Below are 25,025 nucleotides of genomic sequence, written 5' to 3' on the forward strand. Positions count from 1 at the left end.
CGCCTGGTGACTCGTTCGCGCCGCGTTCACGCGCTTCCCGGGCGCACGAGAACCTGACCACAGCGACGTATTTGGATGCTCGTTCTCGTTCGACGAGGCCGGAGAGCCAGACCCTTACCTCCGCGGGCCCTCCGCGCTCGGCTCGCGTCGTTGTGCCCCCTTCGGCGCGCACACCTGCGGCCTTCTTCGCGCGCGCGGACCGCAGATGAGGGTGGGTCGGGTTACGGTGAGTGCATGGCGAAAGAGAAGATCACGTACCGCTGCTCCGACTGCGGCTGGACCTCCCCCAAGTGGGTGGGCCAGTGCCGCGAGTGCGGGGCGTGGGGCACGGTCGACCAGGCCGGCGAGGTCACGGGGGGCGCGCGCACGGCGGCCGCCACCCCACGGCGTCCCGCGCTGCCCATCGGCGAGGTCGACGGCGAGCGCGCCTCGTCGCGTTCGACGGGCGTGGGCGAGCTGGACCGGGTCCTCGGCGGCGGGATCGTGCCCGGCGCGGTGATCCTCCTGGCGGGTGAGCCCGGCGTCGGCAAGTCGACGCTGCTGCTGGACGTGGCAGCCAAGGCCGCGCGCACGGCGGCCGCGGGCGGGCGCGGACCCGTCCTGTACGTCACTGGCGAGGAGTCGGCGGCGCAGGTGCGCGGGCGCGCGGAGCGCATCGGCGCGCTCGAGCCGAACCTCCTCATCGCGGACGAGACAGAGCTCGGCGTCGTCCTCGGCCACGTCGAGGCTTCGCGCCCCTCCCTGCTGATCGTCGACTCCGTGCAGACCATCTCCTCCTCCCAGGTCGAGGGCGGGGCGGGCGGCGTCGCGCAGGTGCGCGCGGTCGCGGCCTCGCTGATCCGCGTCGCCAAGGAGTCCGACCTGCCCACCCTGCTCGTCGGCCACGTGACGAAGGACGGCGGGATCGCGGGCCCGCGCGTCCTCGAGCACCTCGTGGACGTCGTCTGCCAGTTCGAGGGCGACCGCCATTCGCGCCTGCGCCTGCTGCGCGCGGTGAAAAACCGTTACGGCCCCACGGACGAGGTCGGCTGCTTCGAACTGACCGACTCGGGGATCTACGGCCTCGCCGACCCGTCCGGCCTGTTCCTGTCGCGCACGACGCGCGGCGTGCCCGGCACGTGCGCGGCCGTCTCCCTGGAAGGGCGCCGCCCGCTGCCCACGGAGATCCAGTCGCTCGTCGCTCCCTCCTCGGGCGGCTCGCCTCGGCGTACCACGTCGGGCGTGGACCACGCGCGCGTCGCCATGATCCTCGCGGTCCTGCAGGCCCGCATCGGCGCGGACACGTCGGGGGCGGACGTCTACGTGTCCACGGTGGGAGGCGCCCGCACGGTCGAGCCGGCGATCGACCTGGCGATGGCCATCTCGATCGTGTCCTCACTCAAGGGCGTTCCACCTCGCCCGGACCTCGTGGCGGTCGGCGAAATCTCCCTGACGGGCGAGGTTCGGGCGTGCACGGGCACTCAACGTCGCCTCGCCGAGGCCGCACGGCTGGGATTTGCCGCCGCCATCGTCCCCGCTCAGGGCAGCGAGGATCTCACGGGCGTCGACGGCATCACCGTCTTTACTGTGTCGGATCTGGCGACGGCGATTCGCGTCGCTTTCCCGGCAGACTCGCAATAATAGATATCAAACCTACTCGTCTGGGAGGAAACCACATTGACGTCCGATGCAGCGATCCTTCGCGAGGCACTGCGCGCAGTCGCGCCCGGTACGCCATTGCGAGAAGGACTGGAACGAATCCAGCGCTCCCACACAGGCGCCCTCATCGTCCTGGGATATACGCCCGAGGTGCAGGCCATCTGCTCGGGCGGCTTCGACCTCGACGTGGCATTCACTGCGGCGCGCCTGCGCGAGCTGTGCAAGATGGACGGCGCCGTCATCATCGACCCCAACCTGTGGCGCATCCGCAAGGCCAACGTGCAGCTCTTCCCGGATCCCACGATCCCCACCGACGAGTCCGGCATGCGCCACCGCACCGCGCAGCGCACCGCACGTCAGACCCACCTGCCGGTCCTGTCCCTGTCCGCGTCGATGCGCATGATCTCCATCTACGTGGGCACCGAGCACCGCCTGGTGGAAGAGCCCGAGGCCCTGCTCTCGCGCGCCAACCTGGCGGTGGACACGCTCGACCGCTACAGCCAGCGCCTCGACGAGGTCCTACAGACCCTCACCATCCTCGAGATGCGCGACAGCGCGACCGTGCGCGACGTCGCCACCGTCATGCAGCGCATGGAGATGATCCGACGCATCACCTCCGAAATCACGGAATACCTGGAGGAACTCGGATCCGAGGGGCGCCTGCTGGCCCTGCAGGTCGAGGACCTCGTGCGCGGCTCCGCGTCCGAGCGGGCCCTCGTCATGCGCGACTACATCCGCGACCCCGACGACGTCGCCCGCGTCGAGGCCGAACTGTCCTCCCTCGGGTCGGAACGCATCGTGGACCTCACCGCGATCGCGAACATCCTCGGGCTGGACGTGTACGAGGTCGCGGACCTGGACCGCGAGATCACGCCGCGCGGCGTGCGCGCCCTCTCCCTGGTCCCCCACCTGTCGTGGGGCGCCATCAAGGAGGTCTCCGCGCACATCACGACGCTGCCCGCACTGCGCGCAGCCACCACCGAGGAACTGGAAGCCATCGAGGGTATCGGCCCCTACCGTGCCAAGCTCATCACCGAGAACCTGGCGCACCAAGCGCAGGCGGTCAGCTCCGGCCTCGTCGGCTGGTAGGCGCTAGCGGCCCGACTGGGTTCCCGACTGCGGGCCGGACTGAGCTCCCGACTGCGGGGCGGGCGCGGGGGTCACGTCGACCACGGTCGAACCGACCTCGCGCGTACCCATGGTGACCGCGACCTTGTAGGTCCCGGCAGACGCAGCACTCGCTCCACCCGCGGGTGTCGTGCAGCCGTTCGTGTACACGTAGCCGTCCCAGCGCAGCGCGCCGGTCCACGTGGCGCCCGGGCGCAGCAGCAGGGTCGTCGACGACTGCTGCTCCTCGCCACACTTCGCCGAGTTGTAGACCTGCAGGTCACCCGTCGAAATCTGCAGGCCGAAGTGGGACAGGGACGTCGAGCAGGCGACGGAACCGCGGTTTTCGAGCGTGAGGGTCACGGGCATCGCCGAGCCGGACGAGGTCGTGGACGCCTTCGCGGTGACCGTGATGTCGCGGTCCAGGCAGGTGGGAATGTCGATCGTCGTGCCGTCGGTGAGCAGGCCGTCGGCCGTCGCCTCCTGGCCGCCCTTCAGCGTGTAGCCGGACGCGTCCACCGCGCCGGACTGAACAGCAGATTGGGGGCTGGACTGCGGGGTGGGATCGGCGCTGACGGCTCCAATGATCGCGCGGACCATAGCGACAATGCCCCACACGAGAAGCGCGAGGATGAGGATCAGGCCGAGGCCCGTGATAATGCGCCGCGGCCACAGGTTGACCGGCGGACGGCCGCCGCCCGACGACTTCTTCTGAGCGGGCCTCTTCGCGCCGGAGGGGCGCTGGGCAGCGCCTGTACGCCCCCGCTTCACGGACGCCGAGGCCTTCGACGAGGCCGGACGAGCAGCAGATGCGCGGCTGCCGGCTGCGGCGCGGGACGCGCGATCACCTGTGCGACCACTGGCGCCTCCCGACGTACTACGCCTGGAGGTGGGTCGCCTGGGGGAATTCTTACGCTGGTCAGCCACGCATCCACGATACCGGGCATGGCGCGCCGGATACGGCTAACGCTCGGGACGGGGGCGACTTTCACACGCGGCGCGCGGCGCGCGGGGCTACGACGAGCGGGCGATCAGGCGGCCGCGCTGCGCTTAGAGGACGTCGATCCCTCGTCGTCGGGGTTGATGATGCACCAGCGTTCGATGGCGATCGCGATGATGGTCCACACGATGCCGACGAGGCCAGACAGGCCCGCCCCGATCGCGTTGGCCGCCATCGCGGGGGCTTCGAGCTGCGTGAGGGACACGGCCATCACGCCGATGAGAATTCCGGTCAGGCCGGAGCCGACGAGGGCGCTCGTGCGCGCGAAAACCGCGACGCGCATCGCGCCGATCGCATCGATCCACGTGTCCTTGCCCGCGCGCAGGCGGCGCACCGCCAGGCCGGACCAGATGAGGCAGGCCGTGGCAATCGCAAAGATGACCGCGGGTCCCGGGGTGACGATCAACGGGGTGCCGCCCTGGCGCATGTGCGCGAGGAATCCGAGGAAGCTCAGGCCGGCGGCCACGAGGCCCACCGCCGCCACCCACACGATCGACACGGGTTTCATTTAGCGCCTCTTGACGATCGGGATCGCTCCGGTCATCGTGGGCCGCACAACGACGCGACGCAGGATGCCGGTCTGGGTGGCCTCGTCCTCGGGGATGGGGCCGACGGGGGTGTTGTCGGGCAGCCCGGGGGCGAGGATCGTCGAGCGCCCGTCGGCGTGGACGGTGGCTTTGGGGGGCTCGTCGTCGTGGCCGAGGCCGGAGCGGTCGTCAACGACGCGCACGTCGTGTGCGGAGCTAACGGAGAAGTTCCAGTCCGGTAGCGCGATCGCCGAACGCGTTTCCTCCCGCTTGGGCTCAAAGACGGGGACCCAGCGGGGTTTTTCGGTGCCGCTCGGCTTGTAGGTGCCCGTGCCGATCTTGCGGGTCATGCGCCCGGCCGCGGAATCCGCGGGCACGGAGGAGACCGGGTGCCAGGAGGGGCGCGACGAGGCGCGATCTGCGCGGTGACGGCGTTCGCGCTGGGGCGGAGCCTCCTGAGAGGACGCCTCGTGGACGGGCGCGCTGTCCTGCGCGGGCTCACTGTCCGTGGAGGGCGCGCTGTCCGTAGTGGGCGCGTTTTCCTGCGCGGGCGCGGCGGGTACCTGGACGCCAGCTGCCGCCTCGGCGGGGGCAAAGCGCGACGCATCGCCTGCCGACAGGGCTGTATCTGCCGTCTGCTCGGCCGCGAGCTGGGCGGGGGTCTGCGGCTGCGGGATCGGTGCAGCGTCGAGCGCAACCGCTTCCTCGCTGCTCATCTCCTGCGGAGCGGGCGTCACCTCGGGCGCAGGCACGGCCTCGGGGGCCCACGCCGCGTGCGGGGCCGCGGCCTCGGGCGACGGCGCACCTGCGGGAGCCGACACAGTGTGAGGAGCGGGCGCAGGCGTCGGCGCGGGCGGGACCGAGGCCTCGATCGCGCCGGAGAAGGGGGCATCGGCCGCGGGCACACCCGGGCGGGTCACGAGGTTGTCGACCTGGCTGATTTCGCCGGTCAGGGCCTCGATGAGCTCGCGCATGTCGGCGCTGGCCTGCTCGGCGCGCTGGGCCAGGAGCTGGTCCGAGTCGGCCATGACGGCCGCCGGATCTTCGAGCCAGTCGTCGACGGCGTCGATGATGCCCTCGCGGTCGGGGGTGTGGGCCAGCAGGTCGGACACGCGGCCCACGCCCTCGAGAATCGCGTCGGGGTCGCACAGGAGCCAGGGCGCCAGGACGAAGGCGCGTTCCTTGGCGCGCGGGTGCGGCAGGGTGAGGACCGGGTCGGCGGAGGCCAGACCCTCGATCTGAATGATGTCGATGTCGACGGTGCGCGCGCCCCAGCGCTCGTGGCGTTCGCGCCCCAGCTCGCGCTCGATGCGGCTGGTCTGAGCGAAGAGCTCGTCGGGGCTCGCGATCGCGGAGCCGATGACGACGGCGTTCCAATAGTCCGGCTGGGGGGCCTGACCGGGCGCGAGCACCGGCTTCGTGCGCATGATCGGCGAGACGTCCTCGATCTGGAAGCCCTCCATGTAGGACAGGGCCTCGACCGTGTGCATGAGCGTGACGGGCACGTCCCCGAGGTTGCCGCCGATCGCCAGGACCACGCGACGCGAGCGCAGGTGCGCCGGTCGGGAGGTGTCCTCCTCGCGCGCTGCCTCGGCGGCGTGCACGGCGCGGCGCGACGGGAGCGCCTCGCGGTGCTCCTGCTGCGCGGGGCTGGGCGCCTGAGCGCGGCCATAGGCCTCGATCTCGCCGGTGAGGACCGAGCCATCCTCGGCCTCGTAGATGCCCTTGAGGGACAGCGACAGCGGCATCGCGTCAGTCTCACCCGCGCGCACGGTCACCGACACGTCCGCGAAGGGGTGGTCGATGGGGGCGTCGGGCTTGTGGACGGTCACCTCAGTGCCGACGACGCCCTCGTGGCTCATGACGCGCGCGGCGATGGTCTCAGCGAGGGTTTCAATCAGGTCAACGGCGGTGCCGGTGAGAACCGCCATGGCCTCGTCGGCGATATCCGCGTAGGAGACGGTGGCGGCGATGTCATCGGTGGCACCCGCGGTCTCGACCCACATGACGATGTCTGCGCTGAAGCGCTGGTCGCGGGCGCGCTCGAAGTCGTAGACGCCGTGATTGGCCATCGCCCCCAGTCCTTTGAGGGCGATGATGACGCGTCGGTTAGTCAACGTCGTTCTCCTTTCGGGCGATGGCTGCCACGGTGGCGGCTACGTCGTGGACCCGCACGGCCCACGCGCCTGATGCCGCGCAGTAGGCGGCGATGGCCGCGCTGTCGGCGTCCACGTCGCCCCCGAGGGCCTTGACGAAACGCTTGCGAGAAGCGCCGACGAGGACGGGATAACCGCCCTCCAGGAAGCGCGGCAGTTCGCGCAGGATCTGCCAGCACTGGTCGCCCGTCAGCGAGAAGCCGAGGCCCGGGTCGATGACAATTTTATCAGCTGTCACACCAGCATCAATAGCGTCTTGAACCTGGGACCCCACGCGCTCGATGAGCGTGCCCACGAGGTCCTCCCCGTAGTCGAAGTGTTCCCCCGGCATACCCGGCAGCGCGCGATAGTGCTGAACGACGTACGCGCAGCCCGAGGCGGCGACCGCCGCATTCATCTCGGGATCCCAGCGCCCGCCGCTCACATCGTTGATAATCGCCGCACCGGCGCGCGCGGCCTCGCGGGCAGTCGCCGCGTGCAACGTATCCACGGACACGACGACGCCCTCGGCAGCCAAGGCCTCGACGACCGCGCCGATGCGCGCCCACTCCTCGTCCGCTCCGATACGCGTCGAATTCGGCCGCGTCGACTCCCCGCCGACGTCGATCAGGTCCGCGCCCGCGGCCACCATCTCGCGCGCATGGCGCAGCGCCGCGGCCACGTCCGCGTAGCGTCCCCCATCCGAGAAGGAATCGGGGGTGACGTTGAGGATGCCCATGACCGCCGTGCGCCCGCCGGGCAGGGCCAGCCCGCCCGGCAGTGCCAGGGACGGGACCGGGAACGAGGCCGGGGCGGCGGGCAGGGGCAGGGCACTCATGTCATCGGCTCCCAGACAGGACGAGGGCCATCATTTCGGCGCGGGTCGCCCCGTCGCTCATGATGCCGCGCAACGCGCTGGTCACGGTCGACGAGCCCGGCTTGGAGATACCGCGCATCGACATGCACATGTGCTCGGCCTCGATGACGACGATGACGCCCTGAGGGTCCAGGATCTCGTCGATCGCGTCGGCCACCTGGGCGGTCAAGCGCTCCTGGACCTGGGGGCGGCGCGCGTAGCCCTCGACGACGCGCGCCAGCTTGGACAGGCCCGTCACGACGCCGCCGCGCGGGATGTAGCCCACGTGGGCGCGGCCGTAGAAGGGCAGCAGGTGGTGCTCGCACACCGAGAAGAAGGTGATGTCGCGGACCAGGACGAGCTCGTCGGTGCCCGCGTGGAACTGCGTGCGCAGGTGCTCACGCGGGTCCTCGGTCAGGCCCTTGCACATCTCGCGCCACGCGCGCGCCATGCGATCGGGCGTGCCGACCAGGCCCTCGCGCTCGGGGTCCTCACCGATCGCGACGAGCAGGTCGCGCGACGCCTTCTCGACGCCTGCGGGATCGTAGGTCACTCCTGCTCCTCTTCCACGCCCGAGGCGCCGATGGCGTCAGTCGGCGACACGTCGATTCCCTGCACGGGAACGGACGTCCACTCGTCCTCGGCCTTGATGCCGACCGGGTGACCCAAAACCACGCCGGGGACGGCCGCGTCGGACTGGTAGTTCCACACGGGACGCTCGGGGGCCTTGATGACGTCCTGGAAAATCTCGCGCAACTGCGCCTCGTCGAGGGTCTCCTCCTCGAGCAGGCGGGAAGCCAGCGTGTCGAGAACACTGCGGTTTTCCGACAGGATGCGCCACGCCTCGCGCATCGCGTTGTCGAGGAGGCGACGCACCTCCTCGTCGATGATCGCGGCGGTCTCATCGGAGAAGGAACGCGGAGCCTCGCCGGACCCGTGCCCAAAGGCCTCGGTGTCGGCGTCGCCGAGCTTGACCATGCCGATGCGGTCGCTCATGCCGTAGTCGGTGACCATCGCGCGGGCCGTCTTCGTGGCCTGCTGAATGTCGTTGGCGGGGCCCGTCGACGGATCGCGGAACACGATCTCTTCGGCGACGCGACCACCCATGCCGTACACCAGGTCGTCGAGGAGCTGGTTACGGGTCTTGTTGAAACGGTCCTCGGTGGGCATGACCATCGTGTAGCCCAGCGCGCGGCCGCGCGGCAGGATCGTCACCTTCGTGACCGGATCCGTGTAGTTCAGGGCGGCGGCAGCCAGGGCGTGGCCCGCCTCGTGGTACGCGGTCACGGCCTTGTCGTGGTCGTTCATGACGCGGGTGCGCTTCTGCGGGCCGGCGATCACGCGGTCGATGGCCTCGTCGATGGCGCGCTCGTCGATGAACTGCATGTTCGAGCGCGCGGTGAGCAGCGCGGCCTCGTTGAGGACGTTCGCCAGGTCCGCGCCCGTGAAGCCGGGCGTGCGCTTGGCGATCTGACGCAGGTCCACCTGCGCGGTGAGCGGCTTACCCTGCGCGTGGACCTTGAGGATCGCCTCGCGGCCCTTCAGGTCGGGGGCCTCGACGGCGATCTGGCGGTCGAAACGCCCCGGGCGCAGCAGCGCCGGGTCGAGGATATCGGGGCGGTTGGTCGCCGCGATCAGGATGATGTTGGCGCGCTCGTCGAAGCCGTCCATCTCCACGAGGAGCTGGTTGAGCGTCTGCTCGCGCTCGTCGTTGCCACCGCCGATGCCGCTGCCGCGGTGGCGACCCACGGCGTCGATCTCGTCGACGAAGATGATGGCCGGCGCGTTCTTCTTCGCGCGCTCGAAAAGCTCGCGTACACGCGAGGCACCCACGCCAACGTACAGCTCCATGAACTCCGAACCGGAGATCGAGAAGAAGGGGGCATTCGCCTCCCCGGCCACGGCCTTGGCGAGGAGCGTCTTACCGGTTCCGGGAGGACCGTAGAGCAGGACGCCGCGCGGGATGCGCGCACCCACCTTGTGGAACTTGTCCGGGGACGCCAGGAACTCGCGGATCTCCTCGAGTTCCTCCACGGCCTCGTCCTCACCGGCGACGTCCGCGAAGGTCACGTCCGGGCGTTCCTGGTTGAATTCCTTGGCGCGCGACTGGGTGAAGCCACCCATCATGCGCGAGCCCGACATGGAACGCATGACGAAGTAGAACGCGCCCATGAGGATCAGCAGCGGAATCAGCAGCTGAATGATCGCGCCGAGGGCACCGGACTGCGGGCGCACCGCGTTCCACCCCTTGGCGGGTGCCTTGTCGGCCACCGTGTCCAAGATGTCCTTGGTCTGCACGTAGGAGTACGTGAAGTACACGCGCTTACCCAGATCGACGGTCTTGTCGTCGCCGCCGGTGGACTGGTGGACGTAGTTCTCCGTGAGCGTCAGATTCACCTGCTGGGTGCCCTCGTTGAGGACCACCTGCTCCACCGTGTCACCCGAGATGAGCGCCAGGCCCTCCGAGGTCGTCACTGCACGCGGTTGGTTCGTCTGCCAGAGGAACCAGCCGCCCACGAGCAGCACGATGAGCGGAACCAGCACCCACCCCAGGCTGGGGCGTTTGTTCTTGATCTTCTCGTTCACGGGCATCCCTTACAGGTAGGCGTTCTCAGTTGGTGTAGACGTGCGGCTGCAGCGTGCCGACGAAGGGCATGTTGCGGTACTTCTCGGCGTAATCCAGGCCGTAACCGACGACGAACTCGTCGGGAATATCGAAGCCCACGTAGGCGACGTCCACGTCGACCTTCGCGGCCTCGGGCTTACGCAGGGCGGTCGCGATCTTGACGGAGGCGGCGCCACGTCCGAGCAGGTTCGCCTGCAGCCACGACAGCGTCAGGCCCGAATCGATGATGTCCTCGACGATCAGCACGTGGCGTCCGGCGACGTCCTGGTCGAGGTCCTTCAGGATGCGCACGACGCCCGAGGTCTTGGTACCCGAACCGTAGGAGGACACGGCCATCCAGTCCATCTCGAGGGGGGTGTGCAGCTTGCGGGACAGGTCCGCCATCACCATGACGGCACCGCGCAGAACGCCGACGAGCAGCAGGTCTTCACCCGCGTAGTCGCGGTCGATCTGTTCGGCCATTTCGGCGAGCCGACGGTCCATATCCTCGGCGGTGACCAGGATTTCCTTCAGGTCGTTTCCCATGTCGGTGGCGTCCACCGTGTCCTCTTTTCGTATCGATGCTACGCGAGCGATTCCACTATAAGCGTGCCATACAAACGCTCGCCTGTACCAGGAAGGATGAGATTCTCACTGTCAGCGCAACATCCTGTGATCGCGCAGTGGGTGCCGGGCCGCTCTCGGGGGCGTCTCTCGCGGCTTGTTGTTGCCCCTGAGCGGGGTCTGTTTCCGGCGGTGCGCCTCTCTCGCGCGCGACGAAGACGATGCGCGCGCGGGCTCCGTGTCCAACGCGCGATGCGCTCCCCCCGGGCAGGTCGATAGGCCCCTGCCCCCGCCACGCGACCACGAGGTCGTCGATGGCGTCCACGTGAGCACTGGACAGCGCTCGGATTCCCGCCGCCTGAGCCGCCTTGCGCAGGGCGCGCGTGCGCACCGCCCGGGGAGCGCCGCGCAGGGACGCGACTGCGAGCGCCACGGGCGAGTCCGCGCCACCGGGGTCTGTGTCGTCGGCGACGCGAGCGGCGGCGACCCGCGCGGCGGCGGTGAGTGCGCGCGCTCGGTCGATGAGGGCGTCGTCGTCCTCGGCGCACAGGGCGGCGGTGCGCGCCAGCGCGGGGACGGGATCGACACCCAGGGCCGAGGCCAGGGCCGGGATTGCCCCGTGCCGCAGGGCCGAGCGGCGCAGCGGGCTCCCGTCAGCGGCCCGCCAGGGGCCGTCGATGTCGTTCGTCGGGTCGTGCACCGGGGTGAGGCCCGCCTGGGCGCAGGCCTCCTGCGTATCTGTTCGCCGCAGCTTCAAGAGCGGGCGCAGCCACGTCACCCCGTCGTCGTCGCGCGAGAGAGGGGCGATGGCCCGCAGTGAGGAGGGGCCCGAGCCGCGCGCCAGGCGCAGCAGGACCGTCTCGGCTTGGTCGTCCATCGTGTGGCCGAGGAGGATCGGGGCGCCCTCGCGCACACCAGCCGCACGCAGGGCGGCGCGCCGCGCGTCGCGGGCCGCGCCCTCGGGGCCTCCCGGGCCGTCCACCGTCACGGTCTCGACAACGGCGCGCGCCCCCAGGGATGCCGCCAGATCCGCGACGCGACGAGCCTCCTCGGCGCTCCCCTCGCGCAGCCCATGGTCCACCGTCACCGTGACCACCGGGATCCCCGCGCGCGCCGCCACGTCAATCGTCGTCAGCGCCAACGCCAACGAATCCGCGCCACCCGACAGGCCGACGACGAGAGCGGGAGGGGCCCCGGCCTCGTCGATGAAGGAGGCCAGAGAAGCACGCACGGCGAGGGAGCAGGCGCGCAGGGGGCCGCGCGGGTTCGCCCCCACACGGCTCGAGGCGTCAGCGCACACGCGCCAGCCACGCGGACGGATCCGCGTACTCGGGAGCGGTCGGCAGCGCCTCGACGCCCGACAGGAGGCGGGCGATCGCGCCCTCGCGCACGACGGTGCGCGCGAAGCCCTCGGTCTGGGCCTGCAGCGCCTCGACCCCGGCCAGCGGCATGCCAGCCGCCGCGCACGCGCGCACCAGCGCCACCCCGCCGGCGTGCGCGCGGTGGGTGCGCAGCCACTGGATCGACGGCAGGTCGCGGGGCGTGAGGACCTCCATCTCGGCGGTGGGCAGCGCGTCCAGGAGCAGGACGATGCGCACGAGCTCGTCGCTGCGCTCGGGCAGCGCGCGCATCAGGTCAGCGATGTAGGGGACGAGGAAGGGGGCATGCGTCAAGTGGACGCCGCGCAGGCCCGTGCACAGGGACACCCACCGGCACCAGTCCGTCTGGTCGAGGGCGTAGCGCTGCGCGTCCGCGAGTACGTTGGGGGCCACGAGGATCCGACGCCCCGTGCGCACGTCCCAGATGCCCGTGGCGTCCTTGGCCAGGGCGCGCAGGATGACGGCTTCGGCCGCCAAGACGAGGGGTGTGCGCGTGTCCTCGAAGTTATCCAGGAGCGAGCCCACCGAGCGGATCAGCCCGCGCCGATCCACGACGATCGTCGAGGAGGCGGCGACCTGCGCGGAGGCCTCGGGCAGGGTGGAGAGCGCGGCGAGCCGACGGTCCGACCAGGCCACCGAACGACGCAGGCGCGCCACCACGGCGGAGGCACCCACGCGGGAGGCCGACGGACCCGCATACGACAGCGAGGCGAGAACTCCCGCGACGTCGCGCGGGCCAAACGGCATATCCATGGGCCTAGTCTAGCCCGGCCAGGCCCTCCTCGAAGGCGTCCAGGCGCCCGCGCGTGGCGTAGGCGCCCTCGGTGACGTGATCATGCCCGATCGACACGAGGAGGACGCGCCCACTCTGGGTCAAGACGGAGCCCGACAGGGAGGTGACCTCCTGGAGCGAACCCGTCTTGGCCTGCACGTTTCCCGCGGCCGGGGCCTCGGTCATGCGCTGGGAGAGCGTGCCCACGAGGCCCGCCCACGGCAGAAGGCGCATCGTGTCCGCGCCTGTTCCCTGCCCCGCGTACGAGGCCTTGAGGACGCCGACCAGCGTGTTGGCGCTGATCTTATCGTTGCTGGACAGGCCCGAGCAGTCCTCCAGGGTCAGCCCGTCCGTGGGGACACCGGCCTGCGTCAGGGCCTTGCGCACCGTGTCGGTCGCGCCCTCGTAGGTCGAGGGGGAACCGGCGGCGCGCGCGGCGAAGCGGCAGTATTGATCCGCGAGAGTGTTATCGGAGTGCGCGAGCATCCAGCGCAGCTGCTCCCCCATCGTCGCCGAGCTCACCGACGCGATAGTGGCCGCGCCCGCCGGACCGTCCCCGGCCTCGCCGAGCGTCGCCGTGATGCCGGCGGCACCCAGCGCCTGCGAGAAAACCTCGGCGACGCGACCAGGTGCGTCCGCGTAGAAAGCGTTAGCGCCCTCGTAGGTGCGCCCCGCGTCGATCGCCATCGGCCCAACGTGCCCCTCGTAGGAGCCGACCTCCTGCGCGTCCCACGACGCCAGGTGCGAAGCCCCGTCGAAGAGTGAGCCGCGCCAGTTCAGGGTCACCGAGGTGATGCCGCGCTGCTTCAGAGCCGCCGCCGCATCGTTCGCGAGGGTCTGCAGGCCCGCACGCCCCGACACCTCGACCTCGTCGGAGGTGCCGATGCCCAGGAGCAGGTCGCCCTCGGAGTCCAGGTAGAGAGTCTGGTTGTCGGTGCCCAGGAGCGCGCTCGTCGTCAGCGTCGCCGTCGGGTCCAGGTTCGCCAGCGCGGTGAAAGCCGTCAGCGTCTTCGTCGTCGACGCCGGCGTGTGAGCCCTCGACGCATCCGCGTCCAGCAGCACCTCGCCGGTCTGCGCGTCCACGACTGTGCCCCACGCCGTGTAACCGCCCTCGGCTGCGGCCGCCGCGACCGGTGCCCACAGAGCCTCCACGTCTGCGGCGCTCACCGGGGTTCCCGCGCCCTTCGCGTCGCCGGAAACCGGTGCCGCTTCAAGGGTCGAGGCCGTGGGAGCGTCCGCCGGAGTAGCCGCTTGCGGGGAGCAGCCCGAACCCACCAGCGCCGCCGTCGCCACGAGCGCGGCGCTAGCGCTTACAATTGCCCCCATAGACGTGCGATGCATGGATGTCCCTTCGTGGTTATTTCGGTAACTACACTACCTGTCCATGTGCCCACACAACCAACTGGACCCCCGAGTTTCGGGGCTGACGCGGAAGGCACGGCCATGGAATTTGACGTGACCATCGAGATCCCCAAGGGGAACCGAAACAAGTACGAGATTGACCACGAGACGGGTCGCATCCGCCTCGATCGCATGCTCTTCACCTCGACCCGCTACCCGGACGACTACGGTTTCATCGACGACACCCTGGGCGAGGACGGCGACCCGCTGGACGCCCTCGTCCTCCTCGAAGAGCCCACCTTCCCCGGCTGCGTGATCCGCTGCCGCGCGCTCGGCATGTTCCGCATGCGCGACGAGAAGGGCGGCGACGACAAGGTCCTGTGCGTTCCCGCCTCCGACCAGCGCGCCTCCTGGCGTACCGAGATCGAGGACGTGTCGGAGTTCCACCGCCTGGAAATCCAGCACTTCTTCGAGGTCTACAAGGACCTTGAGCCCGGCAAGAGCGTCGAGGGTGCCCACTGGGTGGGCCGCGAAGAGGCCGAGGCCGAAATTCGTCGCTCCTATGATCGCCTGAAGGAGCACGAAGGCCAGCACTGAGCTCACTGCTTGCGAGGGGGCCGCGCGGACGAGCGTCCGCGCGGCCCCCTCGTATACGTCAGACGGTCACGCGGGGCTCATTGCGGCGCTTCCCCTAACTGCCCACGTTCCTCGTTCCCGGCGACGAGTCGCATGAAGCGCCGCTGCGCGGGCGTCAGGTTCTTCGCAGTCACAAACCCATTCAGGCTGTTATCCGATCGCTGGGGTGCAGCGTCCGACGTCGCTCCCATGAGGCTTACAGGAACCCGAACTGCAAGTCTTTCTCGCAGAGAAGCGTCAAGCACCGAGACTGGCGAGGATACCCGTGCGGGGGTAGACCTCGGCGCTCGTGAGCGTGCCGGGCGTTCGACACAGCTCGTCGAGGGACACATAGGGCTCGTCGTGGGCGCGAAGTCTGCGGTCAAACTCGGCCGACGCGACGCGCACCGGAAGGTCAAGCCCATCGGGGCTCGTCAGCGTCATGAAGACGTACTCGATGTCGCCAGCATCGTCGTTGGTGTGCTTGACGGCCCGAAACATCCCGTCGCAGCTCACAGACTCGTAGCGAACCGGTCCCGAGCGACTGTCGGCCAGGGCTGGAGCGGCATACGAGTAGCCCCGCCACGCGACGCCGCCCACCACGAGAGCGGTGACAAGAAACGGAACAGTCAGGGCAGCAAACCAACCCACACTCCCCCACCCCACGTCCGGCGCGCGCAGGGAGAACACGAAGCGGAGGGGCCATGCGAGTATGCGCAGGACGAGCGGAACCCACCCGAGAAGGAAAATTATCGGGGCACCGATGAAACGGGCCCGCCCCCGGAGCGCCTCCTCACCCAGGTCATAGCGCCACAACAGCATCCACACGCACAGGTAAAGCAAGGCGACGACGGTCATGAGCACTCCACAGGCCACGCGGCCACCGCAACCGCTCATCTCGCCCTCACCCTGGGAACTGCCCGCCGCCCCGCTCGAAGAATTCGCCCGCGGCGCTTCACCCGCACAGGCATCCCCCGACGCGGCTTCCACCGATGCTGACTCGTCGCTTGTCACTCGCCAATCGTATCTCCCAGCGCGCGATCCAGCGGCAGCCGTGGCCACGCCTCGCACCCGCGCACGGTGAGCGGCGTCAGTGACTCCTCCATGCCTCGACAATGGTGCCCGTGCGCTCGTAGAGGGAGATCCCGATCTGCGTGCCGGGGGTCTGGCAGGCCTCGACGATCGTGTTGTAGAGGGGCGTGCCTTTCGCGGCGTGGCGGTCGAGCTCGTATTGGCGCAGGTCGTAGGCGCGCACGGATCCGTCGCCCTGGGTGAGCTCGATGTGCACGAAGGGGCCGTCGTCGCTCGACACGGGAGTCATCGCGGTGCACGTGACGCCCTCGCGCCTGACGGGGCCATCGCGCCAGTCCAGGGCAGTCTGCCCGCCGAGATCCCAGGCGGTCATGCCAACCACTCCAACCACCACGAGCGCAGCCACAACACCCAGGAACGCGGTGCCGGGGTGGGCCTCCGGAGCGTGCTTGCCGCTGGGCGACGGCTTGATCCGGCGAATCAAGTCGATCGCGAAGCGACTGAAGGCAGACCAGACGATGGGGAGGAACGCGAGGACAGCGATGGCCGCGACAATCACCCTCGCTTGACCCAAGTGGAACGCCCACTGCCCCCAGTGGTCCCTCGTCAGAAACCCAATGAAGGACCACGCCGGAAACACCACGAGGGACAGGAGCGCCAGGGTGCGCCAGAACGCGGACAGCGGCTTGACGGCGCGTGGGACCGTGGGAGTGGCGCTGCTCGTGGGGGTTGTGCTGCTCGGCGTGGTGTTGCTGCTGGCGTCCGGGGCACTCATGCCGTTCATGCTAGCGAACAGGCCCCACAACCCTCGCGTAAACCCTCTCATACGAGTGTGGGCCCTCAAGTTCGCACGTTAACCCGCTAATCCGAGCGCGGGCAGGGCCGCCCACGAACGAAATAGCGGGTTCAGGCGCGAAATGGCGGGTTAACGCGCATATCAAAGGGGCCGACGCGCAACTACCCACTGTTTGGCGGCATCGGTAGCCCACCTGGTGGCCACCTCGACCCACCAATGCGCACGTAAACCCACCTAGTGGAGCGCTGGCACCCCCGCACAGGCACCCGCCGGTACAAAACTCTCCCAGCAACCCCCGCCTCAAGGCCAAACCGGTACAAAACTCTCCCAACACGGCGAAAAACGCCCATTTCCGACCATTTGGCGCGAGCAGAGAGAAAATTATCACGGCCAGGAAGCAAACAACCCAAGCAGGGAGAACTTTTTACCGCAAACCACCACTCACCAACCGCACAGGGCACACACACCGGTACAAAACTCCCCTAGCAAACCCCCGCACAGGCGCACACACAAACGCCGGGGGCCGGGCAGACTCACTGTCTGCCCGGCCCCCGGGCCATCAAGCAACGTTGTGGCTCAGAGCCTCACGGCGTAGGGCATGATCGAACCCCAGCTGTACACGCCGGTGATGGGCACAGGCATCCCCCGACGCGGCTCCTCCCGATGCTCACTCGTCGCTTGTCACTCGCCCATCGTATCTCCCAGCGCGCGATCCAGCGGCGCGCCAAGCCCAGCCTCGCACCGGCGTGAAGTGAGCGGCGTCAGTGATTCCTCCACGCCTCGATAATGGTTCCCGAGTGGGGGTACAGGACGATCCCGATCTCCGCACCCTCTGAGCGGCACGCGTCAATGACCGTCGCGTAGGGCTGTTCGCCCGCCTCCACCCTGTCATCCATCCACCTCTTGCGTTCCCTGTACTCCCACGACGAGCCGTCCGAGCTGACCAACTCGAACACGTACTGTGCTTTGCCGGAGTGCGTGACGCTGTTGTCCACGTCGAAATCACGGCACGTGACGGCCTCGTGGCGCACGGTCCCCGAACGCCAATCCTGGACGTAGGGGGTCGGGAAATACTGCGAGGCGTACCCAAACGCCCACAGGATCGACGCGGACATCCCAAGGCCGAGAAGCGGAGCGAGGAGCGACGCAACGCCGCCGCGCCTGCCCGACGACGACGGAACGACGCACCTCCAGGCCACTCGCGCGAGCCACCGCAACGACGCCCAGACAACCGGGAACCAGAACACGAGAACTAGGAGCGGCACCCCAAGGCCGGCAAGGCCCGCGTACAGCCTCCATATCGTCCACGGGTCGTCCCCCACCACGACACACACCGCGATGTACGCCTGGATGACCCAGATGCCGATGATCACCCACCTCAAGCGCCTCTGCGCGGGCGTCAGATTCTTCGAGGTGAAGAGCTTATTCACCAAATTACCGGGGGCCGTCTGCGCGGCCGTATCCGAAGTCGTTGCCATGCGGCCACAATAGCCCAGTCCTCACCCCTGTCCCCCAGGCAGTATCAATCAACGGGAGCGGCCCGCCCCCGAACAACGTGACTCAACCAGACGGGCCGGGAGCGAGCACCGCCGCGACCCTCGCGCTCGCGCCGCGTCCCCTAGTCGCGTCGCCAGGCTTCGGCGATGACGCCCGTGCGCTCGTAGACGGAGACACCGAAGCCGGGGCCCTGCGCCTCGCACAGGGTCATGATGGCGTTGAAGGGGCTATCATCGCGTTCCATCTCCTTTTCGAGGTCGGAGAGCCCGAACTTGAAGTGCTGCGAGTATCCGTCGGCACTCACCAGGTCGAAGATGACGTAGGTCTTGTTTGCGCGCTTCAGGAAGGTCTCGTCCCCTTCTTTGTGCGCGTTCTGGCAGCTCACGTTCTCGTGGCGGATCGGTCCGTCCCACCAGTCCTGGACAGCGAGGCCGTAGCTTCCCCATGCCCGGGAGACGACGAACGCGAGGATGCCGGCAGCGAGGACAAAGGAGAAGCCGGCGGCGAAGGGGCGAGGCTTCTTCGCATGCTTGGCGAGGAGGGGGGCTTTCTGGGCCCTGATGAAGTCACGGAGCGTCCACCGAAGCGAAGCCCAGACCACGGGGACCCACAGGAGGATGAAGAAGGCGGGGATGATGGCGGCCGCCATCTGGGTGCGCATCGACCATTGCCCCCACGAGCCGCGCAGGCCGAATCGCCAGAACAGCCCGTACACGACGATGACGATAAGTCCGACGAAGACGCGGAACGCACGCTTGGTCTGGGTATCAAGCGGGACGGACACCTCTTCGTCGGCCGACGCGGCGCCGGGTTCGTGTCGGTCGCTCTGAAGGGCTGAGTTCTCCATGCCTTCATGCTAGCCACATGACCCCACAAGCGCGCTCGCGGATTCCTCGTCGGGGCACTCTTCTGCGCCGGGCGCGCCATCCGGAACTTGTGGCCTCATGACGGCAGCACCAGGTAAGACTCGCGGCCCATTGAGTGGCTATCGCGGCCCCTCAGGTGGCCACCGCACACGTGCCGACCGCGCACGTACCGACCGTCGCGTTACTGGCGTTGAAATTTTCCATTGCTGACCCGTAAACCCCCGTACAGGCGCCCACCGGTACAAAACTCTCCCAGCAACCCCGACCTCAAGGCCAAACCGGTACAAAACTCTCCCCACACAGCAAAAAACACCTATTTCAGCCCATTCGAGGCGAGCAGGGAGAAAACTATCACGGCCGGGACGCAAACAACCCGAGCAGGGAGAACTTTTTCCCGCAAACCACCACCCACCAGCCACGCAGCGCACACGCCCCGGTACAAAACTCTCCCAGCAACCCCCACCTCAAAGCCAAACCGGTACAAAACTCTCCCCACACACGGCGTGTAAGCCCAGCCATACACAAGCCCACAACACACAACCCACACAAGCCCGCACACAAACGCCGGGGGCCGGGCAGACTCACTGTCTGCCCGGCCCCCGGACGATCATGCAACGACGCGGCTCAGAGCCTCACGGCGTAGGGCATGATCGAGCCCCAGCTGTACACGCCGGTGATGCGCACGGGCACGCCGAAGGTGGGGGCCTCGATCATCTGGCCGCCGCCCAGGTAGATGGCGACGTGGTAGATGCCGGACTGGGTGCCGTTGGAGGACCAGAAGATCAGGTCGCCGGCCTCCATGGAGCCGATCGGCACGTGCGTGCCGTAGCTGTACTGGGCGCGCGAGAGGTGCGGCAGGTCGACGCCCGCGCTACCCCAGGCGAGCATGGTCAGGCCGGAGCAGTCCACGCCGCCGTAGGATTCGCCGCCCCACACGTAGGGCACGCCGAGGTAGCTCTGCGCGGTTGCGATGGCGGTGGAGGCACCACCGCCACCCGAGTAGGAGGGTGCCGAGTACGAGGGCTCTTCGTAGGAGTAGGAGGGCGCGGAGTACGAGTAGCCGTCGTCATCATCCTCATCGTCGGAGGACGACGACGAGGAGGACGAGGCCTGGGCCGCGGCGGCCGCATCGGCTGCGGCCTGGCGTTCGGCGGCGGCTGCGGCGTCGGCTTGACGCTGGGCTTCGGCGGCTGCGGCGGCCTGCTCGGCGGCGATGCGCGCGGCTTCCTGGCGTTCGGCCTCGAGGGCGGCTTCGCGCTGGTTAATGAGGTCGACCGTCGTGTTCTGCTTGGTGGCGAGCTCCTGGACGTAGGCGCTGCGCTGGGCGGCGACGATCGCGGCCTCGTTCTGGGCGGCGGCTGCGGCCTGGTTGGCGGCGTCCGTGCGGGCCTGGACCTCGTCCGTGGCTGCCTGCTGGCTGGCGAGCGCGGTGTTCGCGGCGTCGCGCGTCACCTTGGCGACCTGCTCGAGGGCGGCGACGTTCTGCATCTTCGCCTCGGCGGAGGAGGAGAAGGAGTTGATGCCGGCCTGCTTGGTTTCGACGCTGCGCAGGCCGTCGGAGTCGAGGTAGGGGGCGAGCGAATCGAGCGTGCCACCGCCGTTACGGTAGGCGGCCTGGGCGACGGAGGCGATCTGCTGCTTGCCTTCCTGGAAGGCGGCTTCGGCGGCGTCGGCTTCGGCCGAGGCCTGGCTGGCAGTCGCGGTCGCCTCGGCCAGCGCGATGTTCGCCTCGTTGAGGTTTTCGCCGGCGATCTGGGCGTTCTGCGTCGCGGTTGCGGCGCTGGCGCTGACCTCGGCGAGCTTGACCTCGATCTGGGCGACGCTCATCTTCGCGGCCTCTTCGGCAGCCTTGGCGGCTGCGATTTCTTCCTCAGAGGGGGCGGCTTGCGCCATCTGGGGCAGCACGAGGAGGGCGCAGGCTGCGATTGCCGTCAGGCCCGTGCGAATGGTTCCGCGTCGTCTCATCGTTTGTCTCATCTCGTTTGTTGACGTGCGCCGGCGGGCGCGTACTGGGAAAAAGCCTAACCACTTTCGCCACGCTTGGCAACAAACACACCACAAAACTCAACTTTCACACATACAACAATCGCAACATTCATAACACCAGCATCATGATTACCGCACAAATACCAGCACTTTCATCACGCTTTCAACCATCAGTGCGAGCCTGCTCACATACCCGAGCATCGCACCCCCACCCGTCACAAAAGTCCACCATCCGGGACCATCACGCCCCGGCCTCGTCGATGACAAACAATGGGAACCATGAACCGTCGAATGTGCCGCTGACTGCGCGTCAGCACCAGCGACTGCCGCGCAGTCCCCCGACAGCGGGACGCGCCTCGACGCATGTTCACTTACCGCAGCTGCGGCCCGCCGGAGGGGAACCAGAGACGACCCACCCCCGACCCTAGGAACCGCACCATGACAGCCAACGACTGGTCCTTCGAAACCAAGCAGATTCACGCCGGATACGACCTCGACCCCGCCACGGGCGCGACCGCCCTGCCCATCTACCAGACCTCCTCCTACGCTTTTGAAGACACCGCGCAGGCGGCGAGCCGCTTCGCGCTGCAGGAACTCGGCCCCATCTACACGCGCCTGACCAACCCGACGACTGACGGCGTCGCCGCCCGCATCGCGGCCCTCGAGGGCGGCGTCGGCGGCCTCCTCGTCTCCTCCGGCCAGTCCGCGACCGCCCTGTCGATCCTCGCCCTGGCCGTGGCCGGCAACAACGTGGTCGCCTCCCCCTCCCTGTACGGCGGCAGCGTCACCCTGCTGAAGAACACGCTGGGACGCCTGGGCATCGAGGCGCGCTTCGTCCCCAACCCGCTCGACCCCGAGGCCTGGCGCGCGCTCGCCGACGACAAGACGGTCGCCTTCTACGGCGAGACGATCCCCAACCCGCAGGGCGACATCCTCGACATTGAGCCGATCGCAACGGTCGCTCACGAGGTCGGCGTGCCCCTCATCGTCGACAACACGGTCGCGACCCCCTACCTAGTGCGCCCGATCGAGTGGGGTGCCGACATCGTTGTCCACTCGGCCACCAAGTACCTGGGCGGCCACGGCACGTCGATCGCGGGCGCGATCGTCGACTCGGGCAACTTCGACTTCGCCTCCCAGCCCGAGCGCTTCCCGCTCTACAACACGCCGGACGAGTCCTACCACGGCCTCGTCTACGCCCGCGACCTGGGCGTGGGCGGCGCGCTGGGCGCGAACCTGGCGTTCCTGCTGCGCATCCAGACGCTCATCAACCGCGACCTGGGTGCCGTCACCTCCCCCTTTAACGCGTTCCTCATCTCGCAGGGCATCGAGACGCTGTCCCTGCGCGTCGAGCGCCACGTCTCCAACGCGCTGGCGGTCGCCCGCTTCCTGGAGGCCCACCCGGACGTCGAGTCCGTCAACTACGCGGGCCTGGAGTCCTCCCCCTACTACGAGCTGGGCAAGAAGTACGCGCCGCTGGGCACCGGCGGCTTGCTCTCCTTCGTCATCAAGGGCGGGTACGAGGCCGGCCGGGCCTTCGCGGACGGCGTGCAGCTCCTGCCGGTGGTGGCCAACATCGGCGACGCGAAGTCCCTCGTCATCCACCCGGCCTCGACGACGCACTCGCAGCTGACCGAGGAGGAGCTGGCCAAGGCCGGCGTCGCGCCCGGCACGGTGCGCCTGTCGATCGGCCTGGAGAACATTAAGGACATCCTGGCCGACCTGCAGCTCGGCTTCGACGCGGCCCGCGCGGCCACGGCCTGATAGACCCGTCGGCGGCCTCGGAGACAAATACACACACTCCTGAGGCTCCGAGGCCGCCGCTGCCCTTCCCCGCCTCGCGCATCCACCGCGACAGCGACACGTCACTGCGAAAGAAGGACCTCATGAGCCGTTTCAACCTGCCTCCCGCACCCACGTCCGGCGCGTGGCGCGAGGGCGACCCGGTCGCGTTCCGCAAGTTCGCGAACCTGGGCGCTCAGCGCCTGGAGAATGGCGAAATCCTGCCCTCCGTGACGCTCGCCTACGAGACGTGGGGCACCCTGGACGAGGCCTCGTCGAACGCGGTCCTCATCCTGCACGCGCTGACCGGCGACGCGCACGTGTGCGGCGAGGCCGCGCCCGGCCAGCCGACCCCCGGCTGGTGGGAGCAGATCGTAGGCCCGGGGCGCATCATCGACACGGACCGCTATTTCGTGGTGGCCGCGAACGCGCTGGGCGGCTGTCAGGGCTCTACGGGCCCGGCGTCCCTCGCCCCGGACGGCGCGCCGTGGGGCTCGCGTTTCCCCGTGATTTCCACGCGCGATCAGGTGTACGCGGAGTCCCGTCTGGCCGACCTGCTCGGCATTAGCGAGTGGAGCATCGTCGTGGGCGCGTCGCTGGGCGGCCAGCGCGCGATCGAGTGGGCGGTCAGCTACCCGGAGCGCGTGCGCCGCCTCGTGGTCGTGGCCTCGGGCGCGCAGACGACCGCCGACCAGGCGGCGTGGACGCACACGCAGATCCGCGCGATCGAGCTGGATCCGGCGTGGCGCGGCGGCGACTACTACGCGGGCCCCGGCCCGAATGCGGGCCTTGCGCTCGCCCGCCAGATAGCGCACACGACCTACCGTTCCCCCTCGGAGCTGGACGAGCGTTTCGGCCGCATCCCCCAGAACGACGAGGACCCGCTGCACGGCGGACGCCTGGCGGTCGAATCCTACCTGGACTACCACGGCGAGAAGATCGTGCGCCGCTTCGACGCGGGCTCGTACGTGACGCTGTGTCGCACGATGCTCTCCCACGACGTGGGCCGCGACCGCGGCGGCGTCACCGAGGCCCTCAAGGCGGTCACCGCGCGCACGCTGGTCGTCGCCGTCGATTCCGATCGCCTCTTCTTCCCGGAGCAGGTCTGGCAGATGGCGGCCGGCATCTCGGGCGCGTTCTACCGCGAGATCCACTCCGACCACGGGCACGACGGCTTCCTCATCGAGCACGACCAGCTCACCGCCCTCCTCGACGAGTTCCTCAACGAGCGCATCCCCTCGCGCGCGTCCTCCTTCGCCTGATCCCCGCTCAATTCTCGCCGAGGCCGCCCGCGCTTCCTCCTCATCAACAAGGCGCCGGTGGCCTCGCGCGTTATGCTGACCCCATGAGCGTTACCAGCAATCCCACGCCCGACGGCGAGCAGATGCCAGACACGAGCGGGCTTCCCGACCTGTCCGGGGTTGGGGCCGAGGCCTCGGCGGCCGAGGGGATCCCCGAGCGCGACGTCATGGCCCCGTGGGGCGAGGCCGGTCCCCCCGGACCCCAGTGGCGCACCGACATTCTGGGGGAGGGCTACCAGTCGCGCACGATCGAACTCCTCGACGACGCGGAGGGGCCCTGCGTGGCGACCCTCGTGCGCGCGCGCCCGCCCAAGAGCGCCCGCATGACGGTCCTGTACCTGCACGGGCGCAACGACTACTTCTTCCAGACCGAGATGGCGGATCGGCTGCGCGAGGCGGGCGCGGCGTTCTACGCGCTGGACATGCGCAAGTACGGCCGTTCCCTGCGTCCCCACCAGACGATCGGCTACACGGACGACCTGTCCGTCTACGACGAGGAGATCGGCGAGGCCATCGAAATCATCCGCTCCGAGCGCGAGGACGAGCCGATCGTCCTCATGGGACACTCGACGGGCGGCCTCGTCGCGACGCTGTGGGCGCACCGCCACCAGGGGGTCCTGTCCGGCCTGATCCTGAATTCGGCATGGCTGGAGATGCAGTCGATGGCCGCCTGGCGCGGGGCGATGACCCCCGTCATCGGACGCATCGCGTCGCGTAACCCCATGTGGGAGGTGCCCTCGGGAGGTGCGGGACACTACGGCCGTTCGCTCGCGGGGCGCGCCTCCTCGGGTCTGCCGATCCCCGAGGGCCTGAGCCCCGACGACCCATCGGTCGCGGGCTGGCCGATCATCCACGAGTGGAAGCGCCCCGAGTCCTACCCGATCCCGGCCTCGTGGCTGGAGGCGATCATGGCCGGGCACGAGACGATCGAGAAGGACGTGCACCTGGACTGCCCGGTCCTGTCGATGGTGTCGACGTCCTCCTATTTCGACGAGGAGTGGTCCGAGCGCGCCTTCACCTCTGACACCGTGCTGGATCCGGTCGTCATCGCCCAGCGAAGCCTGGGCCTGTCGGACCTGGTGACGATCGCGCGTTTCCCCGGCAAGCACGACCTGGTCCTGTCGGACGCGCCCGTGCGCGAGGCCGTGTACGCGACGATGCGCGGGTGGTTGGACGCTTTCGTGCGGTGACTCCCCGGTAGCGAGGAGGCCCGGGATCGCGTGATC

21 protein-coding genes are annotated in these 25,025 nt (G+C 68.9%); 6 read left to right on the top strand and 15 right to left on the bottom strand.

Features of this window, described 5'->3' with window-relative positions:
• Positions 1–234 precede the first annotated feature (234 nt).
• Together radA and disA are read left to right on the top strand one after the other, a co-directional pair.
• Entirely contained in the window at positions 235–1,620 is a 1,386-nt protein-coding gene (radA, locus tag O3656_RS04665; protein ID WP_500062844.1) for a DNA repair protein RadA, read from the top strand.
• Between the two features lie 36 nt (positions 1,621–1,656).
• On the top strand, positions 1,657–2,727 hold the full coding sequence (gene disA / locus O3656_RS04670; RefSeq protein ID WP_500062845.1) for a DNA integrity scanning diadenylate cyclase DisA: 1,071 nt from the start codon (positions 1,657–1,659) through the stop codon (positions 2,725–2,727).
• A gap of 3 nt (positions 2,728–2,730) precedes the next feature.
• Here the strand turns inward: disA and O3656_RS04675 are convergent, their stop codons facing one another.
• The 10 genes from O3656_RS04675 to dacB all read right to left on the bottom strand — a co-directional run bounded on the left by O3656_RS04675 (position 2,731) and on the right by dacB (position 13,924).
• The gene (locus O3656_RS04675; RefSeq protein WP_500062846.1) at positions 2,731–3,672 is read right to left on the bottom strand and encodes a hypothetical protein; all 942 of its coding nucleotides are present in this window, start codon (positions 3,670–3,672) and stop codon (positions 2,731–2,733) included.
• A 104-nt stretch (positions 3,673–3,776) separates the two neighbouring features.
• Entirely contained in the window at positions 3,777–4,253 is a 477-nt protein-coding gene (locus O3656_RS04680; RefSeq protein WP_500062847.1) for a DUF3180 family protein, read from the bottom strand.
• Positions 4,254–6,389 (bottom strand): 2-amino-4-hydroxy-6-hydroxymethyldihydropteridine diphosphokinase, encoded by a 2,136-nt coding sequence (folK, locus tag O3656_RS04685; protein WP_500062848.1) that lies wholly within the window; start codon positions 6,387–6,389, stop codon positions 4,254–4,256.
• Positions 6,382–7,245: a dihydropteroate synthase gene (gene folP / locus O3656_RS04690; RefSeq protein ID WP_016460952.1), complete on the bottom strand. Its 864-nt coding sequence runs from the start codon at positions 7,243–7,245 to the stop codon at positions 6,382–6,384. Before folP ends, folK begins: the two co-directional genes overlap by 8 nt.
• Position 7,246: 1 nt before the next feature.
• The gene (gene folE, locus O3656_RS04695; RefSeq protein ID WP_016460951.1) at positions 7,247–7,816 is read right to left on the bottom strand and encodes a GTP cyclohydrolase I FolE; all 570 of its coding nucleotides are present in this window, start codon (positions 7,814–7,816) and stop codon (positions 7,247–7,249) included.
• A complete protein-coding gene (ftsH, locus tag O3656_RS04700; RefSeq protein WP_500062849.1) occupies positions 7,813–9,849 on the bottom strand; it encodes an ATP-dependent zinc metalloprotease FtsH in 2,037 nt (678 codons plus the stop codon). The genes folE and ftsH overlap by 4 nt, the downstream gene beginning before the upstream one ends.
• A 25-nt stretch (positions 9,850–9,874) precedes the next feature.
• Positions 9,875–10,429, bottom strand: coding sequence for a hypoxanthine phosphoribosyltransferase (hpt, locus tag O3656_RS04705; protein ID WP_034474950.1), 555 nt, complete (start codon positions 10,427–10,429; stop codon positions 9,875–9,877).
• Between the two features lie 40 nt (positions 10,430–10,469).
• Positions 10,470–11,732, bottom strand: coding sequence for a tRNA lysidine(34) synthetase TilS (gene tilS, locus O3656_RS04710; protein WP_500062850.1), 1,263 nt, complete (start codon positions 11,730–11,732; stop codon positions 10,470–10,472).
• Positions 11,722–12,564: a zinc-dependent metalloprotease gene (locus tag O3656_RS04715; RefSeq protein WP_500062851.1), complete on the bottom strand. Its 843-nt coding sequence runs from the start codon at positions 12,562–12,564 to the stop codon at positions 11,722–11,724. Before O3656_RS04715 ends, tilS begins: the two co-directional genes overlap by 11 nt.
• A gap of 4 nt (positions 12,565–12,568) precedes the next feature.
• On the bottom strand, positions 12,569–13,924 hold the full coding sequence (gene dacB, locus O3656_RS04720; RefSeq protein ID WP_500062852.1) for a D-alanyl-D-alanine carboxypeptidase/D-alanyl-D-alanine endopeptidase: 1,356 nt from the start codon (positions 13,922–13,924) through the stop codon (positions 12,569–12,571).
• Between the two features lie 102 nt (positions 13,925–14,026).
• Here dacB and O3656_RS04725 point away from each other — a divergent pair, with 102 nt between their 5' ends.
• Entirely contained in the window at positions 14,027–14,521 is a 495-nt protein-coding gene (locus O3656_RS04725) for an inorganic diphosphatase (protein ID WP_500062853.1), read from the top strand.
• A gap of 276 nt (positions 14,522–14,797) precedes the next feature.
• Here O3656_RS04725 and O3656_RS04730 read toward each other — a convergent pair whose 3' ends face one another.
• From O3656_RS04730 to O3656_RS04750, 5 genes are all read right to left on the bottom strand, one after another.
• Positions 14,798–15,553 carry a hypothetical protein gene (locus O3656_RS04730; protein ID WP_500062854.1) on the bottom strand — a complete coding sequence of 252 codons (756 nt, stop codon included), beginning with the start codon at positions 15,551–15,553 and terminating at the stop codon, positions 14,798–14,800.
• Positions 15,554–15,629: 76 nt separating this feature from the next.
• Complete coding sequence (locus O3656_RS04735) at positions 15,630–16,346, bottom strand: hypothetical protein (RefSeq protein ID WP_500062855.1); 717 nt, start codon at positions 16,344–16,346, stop codon at positions 15,630–15,632.
• Between the two features lie 782 nt (positions 16,347–17,128).
• A complete protein-coding gene (locus tag O3656_RS04740; protein WP_500062856.1) occupies positions 17,129–17,845 on the bottom strand; it encodes a hypothetical protein in 717 nt (238 codons plus the stop codon).
• A gap of 140 nt (positions 17,846–17,985) precedes the next feature.
• Positions 17,986–18,711 (bottom strand): hypothetical protein, encoded by a 726-nt coding sequence (locus O3656_RS04745; protein WP_500062857.1) that lies wholly within the window; start codon positions 18,709–18,711, stop codon positions 17,986–17,988.
• Positions 18,712–19,354: 643 nt separating this feature from the next.
• Positions 19,355–20,695, bottom strand: a complete 1,341-nt coding sequence (locus O3656_RS04750; protein WP_500062858.1) for a C40 family peptidase — start codon at positions 20,693–20,695, stop codon at positions 19,355–19,357.
• A gap of 459 nt (positions 20,696–21,154) precedes the next feature.
• Here O3656_RS04750 and O3656_RS04755 point away from each other — a divergent pair, with 459 nt between their 5' ends.
• The 3 genes from O3656_RS04755 (at position 21,155) to O3656_RS04765 (ending at position 24,989) form a co-directional block, all read left to right on the top strand.
• Positions 21,155–22,480 carry an O-acetylhomoserine aminocarboxypropyltransferase/cysteine synthase family protein gene (locus O3656_RS04755; protein WP_500062859.1) on the top strand — a complete coding sequence of 442 codons (1,326 nt, stop codon included), beginning with the start codon at positions 21,155–21,157 and terminating at the stop codon, positions 22,478–22,480.
• 122 nt (positions 22,481–22,602) lie between these two features.
• Complete coding sequence (gene metX, locus O3656_RS04760; RefSeq protein ID WP_500062860.1) at positions 22,603–23,760, top strand: homoserine O-acetyltransferase MetX; 1,158 nt, start codon at positions 22,603–22,605, stop codon at positions 23,758–23,760.
• A gap of 83 nt (positions 23,761–23,843) precedes the next feature.
• Positions 23,844–24,989, top strand: a complete 1,146-nt coding sequence (locus O3656_RS04765; protein WP_500062861.1) for an alpha/beta hydrolase — start codon at positions 23,844–23,846, stop codon at positions 24,987–24,989.
• Positions 24,990–25,025: the final 36 nt, after the last annotated feature.

This window comes from Pauljensenia sp. 27098_8_83 (assembly GCF_041432695.1).
In the GTDB taxonomy this organism is placed as follows: domain Bacteria; phylum Actinomycetota; class Actinomycetes; order Actinomycetales; family Actinomycetaceae; genus Pauljensenia.

Excerpts from the sequence above, each read along its gene's own strand:
- radA (WP_500062844.1), top strand. The coding sequence starts at position 235 with ATGGCGAAAGAGAAGATCACGTACCGCTGCTCCGACTGCGGCTGGACC.
- O3656_RS04680 (WP_500062847.1), bottom strand. The coding sequence starts at position 4,253 with ATGAAACCCGTGTCGATCGTGTGGGTGGCGGCGGTGGGCCTCGTGGCC.
- folP (WP_016460952.1), bottom strand. The coding sequence starts at position 7,245 with ATGAGTGCCCTGCCCCTGCCCGCCGCCCCGGCCTCGTTCCCGGTCCCG.
- O3656_RS04715 (WP_500062851.1), bottom strand. The coding sequence starts at position 12,564 with ATGGATATGCCGTTTGGCCCGCGCGACGTCGCGGGAGTTCTCGCCTCG.
- dacB (WP_500062852.1), bottom strand. The coding sequence starts at position 13,924 with ATGCATCGCACGTCTATGGGGGCAATTGTAAGCGCTAGCGCCGCGCTC.
- O3656_RS04725 (WP_500062853.1), top strand. The coding sequence starts at position 14,027 with ATGGAATTTGACGTGACCATCGAGATCCCCAAGGGGAACCGAAACAAG.
- O3656_RS04735 (WP_500062855.1), bottom strand. The coding sequence starts at position 16,346 with ATGAGTGCCCCGGACGCCAGCAGCAACACCACGCCGAGCAGCACAACC.
- O3656_RS04740 (WP_500062856.1), bottom strand. The coding sequence starts at position 17,845 with ATGGCAACGACTTCGGATACGGCCGCGCAGACGGCCCCCGGTAATTTG.
- O3656_RS04745 (WP_500062857.1), bottom strand. The coding sequence starts at position 18,711 with ATGGAGAACTCAGCCCTTCAGAGCGACCGACACGAACCCGGCGCCGCG.
- O3656_RS04750 (WP_500062858.1), bottom strand. The coding sequence starts at position 20,695 with ATGAGACGACGCGGAACCATTCGCACGGGCCTGACGGCAATCGCAGCC.
- O3656_RS04755 (WP_500062859.1), top strand. The coding sequence starts at position 21,155 with ATGACAGCCAACGACTGGTCCTTCGAAACCAAGCAGATTCACGCCGGA.
- metX (WP_500062860.1), top strand. The coding sequence starts at position 22,603 with ATGAGCCGTTTCAACCTGCCTCCCGCACCCACGTCCGGCGCGTGGCGC.
- O3656_RS04765 (WP_500062861.1), top strand. The coding sequence starts at position 23,844 with ATGAGCGTTACCAGCAATCCCACGCCCGACGGCGAGCAGATGCCAGAC.